The 12742-nt window shown below is 58.0% G+C and carries 12 protein-coding genes and 2 tRNA genes; 5 read left to right on the top strand and 9 right to left on the bottom strand.

Annotation, left to right across the window (positions count from 1 at the left end):
- Nucleotides 1-22 precede the first annotated feature (22 nt).
- The 3 genes from CLAC_RS03560 to CLAC_RS03550 all read right to left on the bottom strand — a co-directional run bounded on the left by CLAC_RS03560 (nt 23) and on the right by CLAC_RS03550 (nt 2251).
- Nucleotides 23-595, bottom strand: a complete 573-nt coding sequence (locus tag CLAC_RS03560; protein ID WP_053411727.1) for an ATP-dependent Clp protease proteolytic subunit — start codon at nt 593-595, stop codon at nt 23-25.
- A 158-nt stretch (nt 596-753) separates the two neighbouring features.
- Nucleotides 754-2202 (bottom strand): trigger factor, encoded by a 1449-nt coding sequence (gene tig, locus CLAC_RS03555; RefSeq protein ID WP_156324763.1) that lies wholly within the window; start codon nt 2200-2202, stop codon nt 754-756.
- Nucleotides 2175-2251, bottom strand: a tRNA-Pro gene (locus CLAC_RS03550). The genes tig and CLAC_RS03550 overlap by 28 nt, the downstream gene beginning before the upstream one ends.
- Nucleotides 2252-2999: 748 nt before the next feature.
- On the opposite strand from CLAC_RS03550, the gene CLAC_RS03545 reads away from it, so the two are divergent.
- From CLAC_RS03545 to CLAC_RS03530, 3 genes are all read left to right on the top strand, one after another.
- A tRNA-Gly gene (locus CLAC_RS03545) sits at nt 3000-3074 on the top strand.
- A gap of 515 nt (nt 3075-3589) precedes the next feature.
- Entirely contained in the window at nt 3590-3817 is a 228-nt protein-coding gene (locus CLAC_RS03535) for a hypothetical protein (protein WP_053411724.1), read from the top strand.
- Nucleotides 3818-3931: 114 nt separating this feature from the next.
- Nucleotides 3932-4789: a hypothetical protein gene (locus CLAC_RS03530; RefSeq protein ID WP_053411723.1), complete on the top strand. Its 858-nt coding sequence runs from the start codon at nt 3932-3934 to the stop codon at nt 4787-4789.
- A gap of 120 nt (nt 4790-4909) precedes the next feature.
- Here CLAC_RS03530 and CLAC_RS03525 read toward each other — a convergent pair whose 3' ends face one another.
- On the bottom strand, nt 4910-5383 hold the full coding sequence (locus CLAC_RS03525; RefSeq protein WP_053411722.1) for a ribose-5-phosphate isomerase: 474 nt from the start codon (nt 5381-5383) through the stop codon (nt 4910-4912).
- A 291-nt stretch (nt 5384-5674) separates the two neighbouring features.
- On the opposite strand from CLAC_RS03525, the gene CLAC_RS03520 reads away from it, so the two are divergent.
- The gene (locus tag CLAC_RS03520; protein ID WP_211255391.1) at nt 5675-6805 is read left to right on the top strand and encodes a TIGR04053 family radical SAM/SPASM domain-containing protein; all 1131 of its coding nucleotides are present in this window, start codon (nt 5675-5677) and stop codon (nt 6803-6805) included.
- A 48-nt stretch (nt 6806-6853) separates the two neighbouring features.
- Here the strand turns inward: CLAC_RS03520 and CLAC_RS03515 are convergent, their stop codons facing one another.
- Together CLAC_RS03515 and CLAC_RS03510 are read right to left on the bottom strand one after the other, a co-directional pair.
- On the bottom strand, nt 6854-7474 hold the full coding sequence (locus tag CLAC_RS03515) for a mycothiol-dependent nitroreductase Rv2466c family protein (protein ID WP_053411720.1): 621 nt from the start codon (nt 7472-7474) through the stop codon (nt 6854-6856).
- A 145-nt stretch (nt 7475-7619) separates the two neighbouring features.
- Nucleotides 7620-8153, bottom strand: a complete 534-nt coding sequence (locus tag CLAC_RS03510; RefSeq protein ID WP_053411719.1) for an SMI1/KNR4 family protein — start codon at nt 8151-8153, stop codon at nt 7620-7622.
- A 109-nt stretch (nt 8154-8262) separates the two neighbouring features.
- On the opposite strand from CLAC_RS03510, the gene pepN reads away from it, so the two are divergent.
- Nucleotides 8263-10971 (top strand): aminopeptidase N, encoded by a 2709-nt coding sequence (pepN, locus tag CLAC_RS03505; RefSeq protein WP_053411718.1) that lies wholly within the window; start codon nt 8263-8265, stop codon nt 10969-10971.
- A 45-nt stretch (nt 10972-11016) separates the two neighbouring features.
- Here pepN and CLAC_RS03500 read toward each other — a convergent pair whose 3' ends face one another.
- The 3 genes from CLAC_RS03500 to CLAC_RS03490 are packed head-to-tail and all read right to left on the bottom strand — an operon-like array spanning nt 11017 to nt 12666.
- Nucleotides 11017-11760, bottom strand: a complete 744-nt coding sequence (locus CLAC_RS03500; RefSeq protein ID WP_053411717.1) for a PrsW family intramembrane metalloprotease — start codon at nt 11758-11760, stop codon at nt 11017-11019.
- On the bottom strand, nt 11757-12017 hold the full coding sequence (locus CLAC_RS03495; protein ID WP_053411716.1) for a hypothetical protein: 261 nt from the start codon (nt 12015-12017) through the stop codon (nt 11757-11759). Before CLAC_RS03495 ends, CLAC_RS03500 begins: the two co-directional genes overlap by 4 nt.
- On the bottom strand, nt 12010-12666 hold the full coding sequence (locus tag CLAC_RS03490) for a hypothetical protein (protein ID WP_156324762.1): 657 nt from the start codon (nt 12664-12666) through the stop codon (nt 12010-12012). Before CLAC_RS03490 ends, CLAC_RS03495 begins: the two co-directional genes overlap by 8 nt.
- Between the last annotated feature and the right edge of the window lie 76 nt (nt 12667-12742).

The following is a 12742-nucleotide window of genomic DNA, read 5'->3' as shown; positions in this document are numbered from 1 at the left end:
ATCAAAGTGCCTCTCTTCGCGATTACTTCGCAGTGTCCTTCAGAGAATTCACTACGTGGTCAACAAGCCCGTATTCCTTGGCCTCCGTCGCGGTAAACCAACGGTCGCGGTCGGAATCCTCGACGATTCGCTCCAAAGGCTGGCCGGTGTGCTCGGCAATAAGACGCGCCATTTCCTTCTTGGTCTGCGCGAACTGCTCAGCCTGAATCGTGATGTCGGAGGCGGTACCGCCAATGCCTGCCGACGGCTGGTGCATCATAATCCGCGCGTGCGGCAACGCGTAACGCTTGCCCTTTGTACCGGCCGCGAGAAGGAATTGCCCCATAGATGCGGCGAGACCCATGCCGTAGGTAGCAACATCGCAAGGAACGAACTGCATGGTGTCGTAGATGGCCATACCTGCGGTCACGGAACCACCGGGAGAGTTAATGTACAGCGAGATATCGGCCTCGGGATCTTCGGCAGCAAGCAGCAGCATCTGACCGCAGAGCTTGTTGGCAATCTCGTCATCCACCTGGTCGCCCAGCCAGATAATGCGCTCCTTCAGAAGCTTGTCAAAGACAGAGTTCGCCGACATTTGGGAGTTATCGCTCATCGGGGTCTACTTCCCTTCCGTAAAGTTTGCGAGATTTGTTATTCACTAGAGGGTAACGAAAAGGGCCGCCCCTTTGTTTCGGGTACGGCCCATGTTCGCTATCAGCGTAGCATTCAGCGCTTCCGTGCCTGGAATAGATGACTACAGCAAGAACCGATTTACTCGGCAGCGTTGTCCTCGGACTCGGACTTTTCCGCTTCGACCTCACCGAAGTACTCGTTCAGGTCGATCTCGTTGCCATCGGTGTCCTTTGCGGAGGCCTTGACAATCGAGGATGCCAGAGCCTTGCCGCGGCGAACGTCAGCGAAGAGGTTGCCCAGCTGACCGGACTGCTGAATCTGCTGGATGAACTGGTTCGGGTCCATGCCGTAAGACTGAGCGGTGAACAGGATGTGGTCAGTCAGCTCCTGCTGGGAGACCTCAGGCTTGGTCTCCTCCGCCAGAGCATCGAGGAAGAGCTGAGTACGGACGGCTTCCTCAGCGGACTTCTTGGAGTCCTCGTCGAACTGCTCGCGGGTGGTGCCCTGAGCCTCCAGCATGGAGTTCAGAACCTTTTCGTCTCCACCGAACTGACCGAGGAGCTGCTGCAGCTGGCCCTCGACCTGCTCCTTGACAACGCCTTCAGGCAGCGGGATGGTGGTCTGCTCCATGGCGGCCGCCAGAACCTTGTCGCGAACCTGCTGAGCCTGCTCACCCTTCTTGGTGTTCTCAACCTGGCGAGCCAGGTCTTCCTTCAGCTCGTCGATGGTGTCGAACTCGGATGCCATCTGAGCAAAGTCGTCGTCTGCCTCTGGCAGCTCACGAACCTTAACAGACTGGACGGTGACGGTGACCTGAGCGTCTTCACCCTCGTGCTCGCCAGCAACCAGCTTGGTGGTGAATTCCTTGGACTCGCCTTTCGACAGGCCGGTGACAGCCTCGTCCAGGCCGTCAATCAGGTCGCCGGAGCCAACCTGGTAGGAAAGCCCCTCGGTAGAAGCTTCTTCGAGCTCCTCGCCGTCGATGGTGGCGGACAGATCGATCGAGATGAAGTCATCCTTTTCAACCGCACGGTCAACACCGGTCAGGGTGCCGAAGCGAGCCAGAAGGTTCTCTAGCTCCGCGTCAACGGCAGCCTCGTCAGCAACCAGCGGATCAACCTCAACGGCGATGTCTTCGAACTTCGGCAGCTCAATCTCCGGGCGGACGTCGACCTCAGCAGTGAACTCCACGACCTCGCCATCTTCCAGCTTGGTGATGTCAACCTCAGGCTGCCCCAGGACCTTCAGGTCCTCTTCGCGCACGACCTGGTCATAGCGGGACGGAACCATGTCATTCAGGACCTGCTCCAGAATTGGGCCGCGGCCGAAGCGGGCCTCAATCAACTTTGCCGGAGCCTTGCCCTTGCGGAAGCCCGGAATCTGGACCTGCTGAGACAGTGCCTTGTAGGCCTGGTCAAACTCAGGCTTAAGCTCCTCGAACGGAACTTCGACGGTGATCTTTACTCGGGTGTCGCCAAGCTTCTCAACGGAGGCCTTCACTGGTGCACTCTCCTGTAACTCGATGATTAATTCATAGACCACGGGAGTGCCCGTGATACTGGTCGGGGTAGCGGGATTTGAACCCACGGCCTTCCGCTCCCAAAGCGGACGCGCTACCAAGCTGCGCCATACCCCGTATTCGCCATTCGAAAACCTAGCAGACCACAAAACGTGGCCAATCACTGGGTCCCGAAAGCCACACCAAAAGGTGCGAACAAAACGGACCCGTATAGATTTACCTGACGTTTTAAATAATCACAAAATCCCAAAAACAACCTGGCCAGAAATATTTTTAGCAATTCCCACCACGATGCTATGCAACCACATCTCTCATGTTCTTCGCCACGACTCTGCGAAGCCACTGGCAACCCCAGGCCGCCACTGGCCGGCCGCGCCAACGTCGGAAAGCGAAACAAAAGTTATGCAGGCACACGACTAACGACCATCCTCGCACTCTAGGCTGACCGCTTGCGTGCACGATTTTCGATTATCTCTTACCCCGCCGGATTCCTTTTTCACGACATAGTCGCAGGAACCACCAACGAAGCGACTGCTTCTCAAACTAGGCCGCTCGATAACAGCAGAGACAGTCTAACCAATCACTCCGCAGTGCGGTACACAACCCCCAACTAAGACAGGTAGCACATCGGAAGCTGCGGAAACCGACGCGACCAAATTTCCAGTTTCAACGCCGATTCAATCAAGGTCTCGCAGAGCTTCCGGGCTAGCCAACGAATGTCGCGAGCCCGGTTTCTCACGCAAAAGCCTGCGCCTATCTGCACGTTTTTCGATTCCCAACAAAGACGCTATTATTCTTCGTACCGACAGTTCGAGTGGCGAACCGTTGCCAATTCCGTGAGCAACAGCTGGCCGAATGAACTTGCGGGGATGTCGTATAGTGGCTAATACCTCAGCCTTCCAAGCTGAAGACGCGGGTTCGATTCCCGTCATCCCCTCCAATTTAAAAAGCACCGCCTCAATGGCGGTGCTTTTTCGTTATACCCCAAATACCTATCGCGCCGCCCTCCACCCGAACGGCAAGCCCGTCAGCCGCACCTGCGCCTCACCCGCTCTTGAGCACTCACCCCGGGACCGACAAGGCCATCGAGTAAGACATTTACCAAATTCTTACCTTACAACACAGCAAAACTTAACAATTATTCTATGGTGCTATTTGCAAATAATATTCACTAATGATGACGCCTAATACTTTTGCCTAAATGCATTAGCCGTTTCCGCCCATCCATCCCGAAAACGTGCCCCCACCCCACCCCATAGAAACACCCACCCCAAGCTCTGAAGCACACAAAAACCAAGCTGACCTGCAATAATAATCACCCCCTCCATCATCAAACGGAAAGCCAGAACCACCAAAAACCTCCTAGAGAATGTGCTGCCCACCCTATGCAGCATTAATGTAAAAATATCTTTGCTCGGTTCGGAATTGCGCCCAAGGCCGAGTACCCTTGTCCCTATGCGACCCAAAATAATTGACGCCGATACCGGCCATGAATTGTGGACCGCCGTGGAGTGCGCGAAGTACTCTGGCACCGCACGCGGAACTTTTACGAGTTACGCTGGCCGCGGCAAGGCTCCTGTCCCAACCACGAAGCTCCATGGACTGACACTGTGGGACTCCGAGGACGTAAAGGATTGGCACGCGAATCGTAAGGCCCGCCAGCCTCACGACGAAGAAAAGTAAACAACCTATAGGCCCTCCGGCGCCGCCTCGAATCTCGCGGGGAACTTTTCGGATGTTTCCGGCGTTATTGTTAACGTCACACCCGCAAACTTCCTTCTTTGGAGGCATACGCCCATGGGGGCCTTAATCCTTATCGCAATTGTCGTTGTAGGCGCTGTTGTAGTCGCCTCTCTGTCACAGCGTCGGTCCAATGCTGCACTCGATCAGCGGCAGAACAATCAGTTGGAAGACGCCGTAGCGGATGCGCGCCGCTGGATTGAACGCCTCGGCTCGCAGGTCCTCTCCCTGTCTGGCACGGACACTGCCTCGACTCAGGCGCTTGCCGACGCCTCTGAACGCTACAATGCGGCGTCTTCACAAATCTCGACTGCTAATACCCCGGCACAGGCCAAGCTGGCACGTGAGTCGGCGCTTGAGGGGCTGCACTATGTGAATGCCGCCCGCGAGATCATGGGGCTGCCGGCCGGCCCTGCACTTCCCCCGCTGGAAGGGCAGAAGTCTGCGGGTAGCGTTACCGAGGCTCGAACGATTGAGCATGAGGGGCACACCATCGCGGCTTCTCCACACGCCACACCTGAGACTCCCAATTACTACCCTGGCGGTCGCGTTGCAGGTCGTCCGGTTCCCGCGGGTTGGTACTCGGAGCCTTGGTGGCAGACTGCGCTGCGTACGGGTGCTTGGACAGTCGGCTCGATGTTCCTCTTCTCCGCGCTTTTCAACGGAATGTCCGGCGTGAACTACGATGCGGCGGCGTTTGAAAGCGGCGCCGGTTCAGGCGAGGACTTTGGTGGCGACCTCGGCGATCAGGGTGGCGGCCTCGGCGCGGATGCTGGTGAAGCGCCCGATACCGGAATGGATGCAGGCGCAGATGGCGGAGAAGACGGGGGCTTCTTCGGAGGACTCTTCGGTGGTGATTCCGGCGGTGACGATGGCGGATTCTTCGACGGTGGTTTTGACGGCTTCGATTTCTAGTCTTCCCGCCTAATCTTTCTAAACGAAAAGGCCCTCGAGCACTCGATTCGCTTCACAAGTGAATCGAGTGCTCGAGGGCTTCTTTAGTCTTTGTGCTCCACCTAGAGGGCTCACCTAGATTTAGGCTTCCGGCAGCTCAGGGGCTACGCCGGTCTTCTCGTACTCAGCGAGAATGTCGATGCGACGCTGGTGGCGCTCCTCTTCACTCCACGGCTGGGAGACGAAAGCGTCAACGATAGCGAGTGCTTCCTCCTCCGAGTGCATGCGGCCTCCAAGACCAATCAGCTGTGCGTTGTTGTGCTCGCGCGCCAGCTTTGCGGTTTCTACGGACCAGGCCAGAGCACAGCGGGCGCCCTTGACCTTGTTAGCAGCAATCTGCTCACCGTTGCCGGAACCGCCGAGGACAATGCCCAGGGACTCCGGGTCCGCGACAGTGCGGGCAGCAGCTTCGATACAGAATGCGGGGTAATCATCTGCAGGATCGTAGGTGTGGGCGCCGCAGTCGACGACATTGTGGCCAGCCTTCTCCAGGTGGGCCTTAATCAGGTTCTTCATCTCAAAACCGGCGTGGTCTGCACCAAGGTAAATACGCATGAGTACGAGTGTAGCGACATCGGCACCGATTCTTGCGTTGGCGGGGTGCAATATCGCCTCTAGCATCCACTGATGCACCCGTATTTAGGTAGCGTGACGAGTTTCGTAAGGCTTACGGGAATATGCTGGGCACGCAGCAGCTTTTCCAGTCTCTTATGCCGCCTGCCGGAACGTTACTTGCAGTAAGGAATAGGTGCATTCACTGTGTCTCCCGCGCCACAAGCCCATTTTCAAGTTGATTCGCACGCCCACGGGCATCATGCGCCAGTCGTACGCACAGTCCGCCACGACATCAACACCAAGCCTTTTATTGTTATTTGGGAAGTCACGCGTGCCTGCGGCCTGGTGTGTAAGCACTGCCGAGCAGATGCGCAGCACGAACCGCATCCTTTCCAGCTAACGACGGAGGAGGGTCGTCTGCTGCTGGAAACGTTGGCGTCGTATAGCAAGCCCAGGCCCCTGGTAGTGCTGACCGGCGGTGACCCCTTCGAGCGCGAAGACCTCGAAGAGCTGGTGCGTTACGGCACGGAGCTCGGGCTGAACATGTCCTTATCTCCTTCTGTGACTCCAAGGCTGACTCCCGAGCGGGTTCGCTCTCTGCGCGAGGCCGGTGGCAAGGCAATGTCGATGTCGCTCGACGGCGCAACTGCCCTCACCCATGACAAGTTCAGAGGTTTTTCCGGCACTTTCGAAAAGACCCTCGAGATGGCGCCGTATATCAACGAGGCCGGGTATAGGCTGCAGATCAATTCGACGCTGACGAAGGACAATATCCACGAGGCTCCGGCGCTGCTTAAGACCGTCATCGAGATGGAAGCGAAGATGTGGTACGTCTTCTTCCTAGTCCCGACGGGTCGAGGAGCCAACCTCGGCGCGCTCTCCCCTGACGAACGCGAGGATGTCCTGCACTGGTTATCGGATATTTCCAACCGCATCGCAATCAAGACGACCGAGGCGCCGCAGTACCGCCGCGTCGTGATGCAGCAGGAAGAGGCCAAGGAGAAGAGGCTACCTCTGTATCAGGGCGGCGAGCTCTATCGTTACCTGACCGCGGAGACAGCGCGGCTACTCGGAGCCGTGCCGGAAAAGCCACGGCGCCCACGCTCCCCGATGGCGGTCAATTCCGGCTCCGGGTTTGCTTTCATCGACCACATTGGCGACGTCTACCCAAACGGGTTTCTGCCGCTTCACTGCGGCAACGTCAAGACCACACCGTTCCAGGAGATCTACGCGGAGTCGCCGGTATTCAAGGCGCTGCGCGATCCCGACAACTGGCATGGAAAGTGCAGTGTCTGCGAGTACCACAATGTGTGCGGCGGATCCCGGTCTACGGCCTACGCGTTGACCGATGACTACACCGCATCTGACCCGACCTGCGTTTATATTCCGCCCGCCTGGAAGGCGGAAAAAGAATTCGGCTAGGCTCCAGTCCCCTGACCTATCCCCTCTCCGACGGCGAGTACGGGTGCGCTAAACCTGCGGGTTTTCGGTGCGCGAGCGCTTGATTTCAAAGAAGTACGGGTACTGTGCGAGTCGCACTGCCGCGTCGAAGATTTCGCCTGCTTCTTCGCCGGTGGGCACGCGCGTGATAACCGGCCCGAAAAATGCGGTCTCTTCTAGCTTCACGACGGGCGTTCCGACTTCATCACCGACCTCATCCATCGCGCCGGCATGGTAGAAGCGTAGGCGCTCATCGTAAGAGTCACTGTTTGCGACCTCGGCAAAACTGGCGTCGAGTCCGACCTTGTGAAGCGCCTCGGCAATGACAGCATCGTAGGCTCCGTAGCCCTGTTTTCCGCCTTGCTTGCCCGGGTGGATCAGGGTGCCCATGACAGTGTAGAGCTCGTCGACCTTCTCCGGAGCCTCGTCCTTAACTTTGGCGAAGACGCGGGCGGGCCCCCAACTGGCCTCCATTGCCTTGACATAGTCTTCGGGGAGGTCACGGCCTTCGTTAAGTACGGACAGTGACATCGGAATCCATTCGACCTCGATGTCGCGGACCCTCTCTACCTCCTTCATCCAGCGAGAAGTCTGCCAGCAGAAGGGGCAGGAAACGTCGAAGTAGAAGGTCACGTGCTTACGGTTACCCATCTTCCGGTGTCCTTTCTTAGAAGTCTTTTTTGAGAAGTAACACCAGAGTAGACCAACACCTTTATTGATGCATCACCATTCTCTCGACTGGTGAAAACGTTGGCACCAATACTTCCGCCTTGGGGGAATTGAAGCGCTGTGGGGATTAGTAGGTCGAAGGGCGACCTTTAGTCTCTAGAAGATGGACTGTGTTCTCGAGGTAAGCAACCCAATCTGATGTGTCAAGGAAGGACGATCCCGACTCGTGGTCCATGTCTACAAGGCGACCGGAACGAGTATCTAGGCAGATATGGTTTCCACCGTAATCATGAGTCAGCGGAATCCACGCCTCGTGGTACCACTTGCCATCTGAATCTGCGTTGTCGTCGGCCTCCTCAAGGAAGTCCTCAAATCCACCGTTGGCCTCGGTTTCTGTCCACATACGGTAATCATTTGAGATTTGCGCCGGGGAGGCGATCCAACCGCCGTCCCATGAATCCCCATCAGTCGATGCATGACGCAACCAGGATGCGCGCACATAGTCAGGGAGAGCTAAACCGAGGTCCTGTTCCAACTGATTGAGTTCAGCCTCCGTAGCAGGATCCCCCAGTGCTTCGGCGGGAAGCATGGCCTCAATCCGATCCCAAGCTGCGTTCACACGATCGATTGCATTTGGAATTTCTCTAGATAGTTCGCTCATTAACGTAAGTGTAAGAGAAAGTAATCCGCCTTGCAGGACTTCAGTTGGTTGGGCACCAGTCCTTCATCTTTCAACCGCTTCGACAACGGCTATCGCTACCCTGGAAAATATGACATCGATGAATTTGACTCGCGTTGAAGCTCGGCAGCGTGCCAACCTCCTGCAGATCCATCACTACGACATTGTATTAGACCTCACTACCGCCCCAATTGGTTCGGATCAAGAGGCACCGACCTTCTCATCCATCACGACAATTGAGCTCACCGCCCGCGAAGACGGCGAAACCTTCCTTGACCTACGCGATGCAGACGTGCACAGGGTGCTTATCGACGGCTCCGACGCTACCGAGGCTGCTCGCTACAGCAGCGAGTCAGGGATTGCGCTGAATCTCACCAAGGGCAAGCACACGGTCGTTGTCTCGGCAGATTGCCGATACACCAATAATGGCCAGGGCATTCACCGCTTTCAGGATCCTGCCGACAATGAAACTTACCTGTATTCACAGTTTGAAACGGCCGATGCCAAACGCGTGTTTGCTTGCTTCGATCAGCCGGATTTGAAGGCGACCTACTCGATGCACGTGACTGCACCGAAGGGGTGGACCGTGGTGTCAAACTCTGCGGCACAGTTAAGCGATGCAACCGGAGCTGCTACCACTCGCAACGACGCTCAGCTCTTCGAGTTCTCTGTCGACGTTCCGCTGTCGACCTACCTGGTCGCCTTCTGCGCCGGCCCCTGGTACGAGGTCACGGATTCCTGGACCGGCACCATCGCCCCACACCCGGAGACCCCGCGCGAGCACCAGCCCGACGGCGAGCTGACCATCCCACTGGGTCTGTACTGCCGCCAGTCCATCGCGGAGCACCTGGACGCCGATACCCTGTTCAAGGAGACCAAGGAGGGCTTCGACTTCTACGCCAAGCACTTCGGCGAGCCGTACCCGTTCGGCAAGTATGACCAGATCTTCTGCCCGGAGTACAACATGGGCGCAATGGAAAATGCGGGCTGCGTGACCATCCGAGACGAATACGTGTTCCGCTCCAAGACGACCGGCTACCTCTACGAGCGCCGCAACGACACTATCCTGCACGAGATGGCGCACATGTGGTTCGGCGACCTGGTCACCATGAAGTGGTGGGATGACCTGTGGCTCAACGAGTCCTTCGCCACCTGGTCCGCAGCCGCGGCACAGGCCGAGGTCTCCGATTTCCGCCACGCCTGGACGACCTTCGCCAACGTGGAGAAGGCGTGGGCGTATCAGCAAGATCAGCTGCCCAGCACGCACCCGATTGCCGCGGATGCCAGCGATATCGACACAGTCGAGCAGAACTTCGACGGCATCACCTACGCCAAGGGCGCATCGACGCTGAAGCAGCTTGCCGCCTACGTTGGCCAGGAGGAGTTCCTCGCGGGCGCCCGCCTGCACTTCGCACGCCACCGCTTCGGCAATGCCACATTCGCAGACCTGCTGGAGTCCCTGTCCGAGGCTTCGGGGCGCGACCTGTCCGGCTGGGCCGAGCAGTGGCTATCCACCACCGGCATCACCACGCTGTCGCCGAAATTTAACACCTCCGTCGGCAAGTACACAGCCTTTGCCGTAGACCAAGACGGCGCGGAACCCGGCGCGGGCGAGCTGCGCGACCACCGCATTGCCGTGGGCGTCTACAAGCTGCGCGGCGAGGGCGCGGACGCAGTCCTGGAGCGCATCAACCGCGTCGAGGTCGACATCCGCGGCGCTCGCACCGAGGTCTCTGCACTTGTGGACACCCCTGCGGGCGATGTGGTCCTGGTCAACGACGACGACCTCACCTACTCCATGATCCGCCTGGATCAGAAGTCCCTGGAGACGGTTATCGACCACATCGGCGATTTCGCCGATTCCATGCCTCGCACCGTCTGCTGGTCCGCGACCTGGCAGATGGTCCGGGCCGGTCAGATGCGCGCACGCGACTTCGTGGACCTGGTCCTCCGGGGCGCTTCCGGGGAGGACAAGCTCTCGGTTCTCGAGCGCGTCATTGCCCAGGCTGTCACCGCCGTCGAGCAGTACGCCGACCCGGATTGGGCCGCGCACACCGGCCGCGACCGACTGGCCCAGGGCCTGCTCGAGCTCGCACGCAACGAGGCTGACGAAGACCGCGCCCTCATCTTTGTCAACGCCCTGGCGACCATCCCATCGTCGGCAAGCGATGTGACTGCGGCGATGCGCGCACTCGCGGAGGGGGCCTCGGATACGGCGGGGATTCGCGCCGTCACCGTAGACACGGATATGCGCTGGCGCGCGCTGAAGTTCCTGGTTGCCGCAGGTCTGGCAGGCAAGGATCAGATCGCCGCGCTCGCTTCCGAGGACAAGTCCGCCCTCGGCGCACAGGCCGCCATCGCATCGCGCGCCTCAATTCCCGATTTGGTCAACAAGACCCGCGTGTGGGCCGAGGCAACCACCACAGGCTCCGACGCACCGTCGAATCTTGTGATTCGCCATCTCATGGCCGGGTTCACCGCGCCCGGCGCGGGGCAGGTTCTCTCCCAGCCGCTTGACGACGCCGCCCGCGCCGCCATTGGTGCGACGGATTCGGTGGGGACTTTGACGCAGCACTACTTCGCCGTCGCACCTGGCTGGTGGAAGACGTATTCCTCAGAAACTGCAGCAAGCCTGCTCGAAGGCTTCTATCCGCGCTGGGATGTATCCGAAGCTGCAATCGCCGCCGCGGACGTAATCCTCCGCGACGGCGCTACCCCGGCGCCTGTCAAGCGCATCATCTCCGAGCAACAGCACCTGGTGAAGCTGGCGCTGCGCGCTCGCGAGATCGATAGAGCTTAGAGGAACGTGGCGTTGCCCCTAGGATGGCAATCCGCCTGCACCACGCTAGGCAGTTTGGTCAACCTTTTGCTCGGCCTGCTCGCTGGCCTGCTTTTTGGCTAGCTTTTCGGCCTTCTTCTGAGCTCTACGCTCCTTTCGGCTCGGAAGGCCGAGGGCCTCTCGGTCCTGTTTAACCAAGACTCGTACCAACACAACGAAGGCAACGAAAACGACGATGACCTTGACAATCAACAGCAAGCCAACGACGGCTGAATCTTCGAAGGAAAGCGGCGAGTTCCAGAGGAAGTGCAGTCCAATGGCTGCCACGATAAGTGCAGCTCCGACTCCGATTCGCTTTGTCCGCGGAGTCGGCTTGTATGTAATTCCCATCAGGTAGGCAATGCCGACTGCAACAAAGCCAGAATATATCCAGTGAGAGATAAGGCCCGTAGCAGTTCGTAGGATGGCGCTCTGGATTCCTCCAGCAAAGTCGCTGTTTAGACTATCTAGCGCAGCCGACATCGCATAGAGCACATCCTCAGTGATTTGGAACCCGAATCCCACTGCAACACCGACGTAGAGGGCGTGGATTGGGCGAGTTACCAGATAGCGGAATACCACGATGATTCCGAATACAACTGCGCCTTTGCCCAATTCCTCGACGGCAGGGGCGGAAAGCGCTGGCCACCAGTCCGCAAGTGCATTGCGCTCTACGAATCCTTCCAGGCCTTCCTGCATGGCCTCATTGCCCTTTAAGGCAACCCATGGACCAATCAGTCCTCCGAGAACAAAGGCGTAGAGCCACATCATTTTTGCCCGGGTTCCTTGCGGACCTTGGTGCGGTCAAACAGCGACACCAGGAAAATTAGGATGACCAGGCCTACCAGCAGCGCTCCGATGACAAGCCCTAGTTCAGAAGGGTTCTTATCAATTTGAGGAATGAACTCCGCTGCCAGCGATGCCAGAGATACGGCTCCGAGGACGACCAGAACCCACCATGTGGCATCGTTGCCAAGTCCCGGTTGCGACCTCATTCCATCTTGATTGTTGATAGTTGTATTATTCACGATCGCCTCCCTCGCTCGGCTGATCGCTGTCAGCGACAAGCTCTACCTTCATCGACTTCATGACTTGCTCGGGGAGTACATTGCTGTCGCTCGATCCGTTGCCCACATTTCTTTCACCCGAGGCGCCCTCCTCAACAGGAGCCCCCAGCGCAATGACCATAATTGCGAGCTCATTTCCCGATGCGATGGCGCAGCTACCGGCACGAGATGACGACGAAACTGTCGCGGGATCAATTGCGGTGCACATCTGTCCCTTCAAATCCTCGCGTTTATCCCCGGATTCTATGGCCTTCGGGACAGTGATACGATCTTGATCCCAGACTGCGCTAATTCCGCGACGGTTGAGGTTCAACATCGCTCGGGACAAGGAAGTTTCAGTGCCATCGGCTCCGGTCATAACCTCGACTATCAGCACCGAGTCATCCTTGGCCAAGGTTATTTTCTCATTACCTCCGCCGGGGGCAATGCGCCAGCCTTCCGGCGCATCAAAGCTGACTTTGGCGACAGAACCGTCGAGAACAATCGGCTCTCCATTGGTAGCGTCTATTTTCGGTGACGGTGCGACCGCAGCGAACGCAGCGGGCCCGGCCCAGGCCACGCCCACGAGCGCCGCAACGGCTATCGCTTCTTTAAAATGAACAATTTTCACTGTGCTACTCACACCACTTTGTATCGGAGTGATTAAATACTTTCCTCGACCGTTTATACGCGATTACCTCGTATTT

The organism is Corynebacterium lactis RW2-5 (assembly GCF_001274895.1).
In the GTDB taxonomy this organism is placed as follows: domain Bacteria; phylum Actinomycetota; class Actinomycetes; order Mycobacteriales; family Mycobacteriaceae; genus Corynebacterium; species Corynebacterium lactis.
The sequence above is the reverse complement of the archived record's forward strand: the minus strand, read 5'-3'. Positions and strand labels throughout refer to the sequence as shown.

What these genes read in the sequence shown, in the direction of transcription:
- CLAC_RS03500 (WP_053411717.1), bottom strand. Translation starts at nt 11,760, where the DNA reads ATGATGTGGCTCTACGCCTTTGTTCTCGGAGGACTGATTGGTCCATGG.
- pepN (WP_053411718.1), top strand. Translation starts at nt 8,263, where the DNA reads ATGACATCGATGAATTTGACTCGCGTTGAAGCTCGGCAGCGTGCCAAC.
- CLAC_RS03560 (WP_053411727.1), bottom strand. Translation starts at nt 595, where the DNA reads ATGAGCGATAACTCCCAAATGTCGGCGAACTCTGTCTTTGACAAGCTT.
- CLAC_RS03525 (WP_053411722.1), bottom strand. Translation starts at nt 5,383, where the DNA reads ATGCGTATTTACCTTGGTGCAGACCACGCCGGTTTTGAGATGAAGAAC.
- CLAC_RS03535 (WP_053411724.1), top strand. Translation starts at nt 3,590, where the DNA reads ATGCGACCCAAAATAATTGACGCCGATACCGGCCATGAATTGTGGACC.
- CLAC_RS03515 (WP_053411720.1), bottom strand. Translation starts at nt 7,474, where the DNA reads ATGGGTAACCGTAAGCACGTGACCTTCTACTTCGACGTTTCCTGCCCC.
- CLAC_RS03510 (WP_053411719.1), bottom strand. Translation starts at nt 8,153, where the DNA reads ATGAGCGAACTATCTAGAGAAATTCCAAATGCAATCGATCGTGTGAAC.
- CLAC_RS03530 (WP_053411723.1), top strand. Translation starts at nt 3,932, where the DNA reads ATGGGGGCCTTAATCCTTATCGCAATTGTCGTTGTAGGCGCTGTTGTA.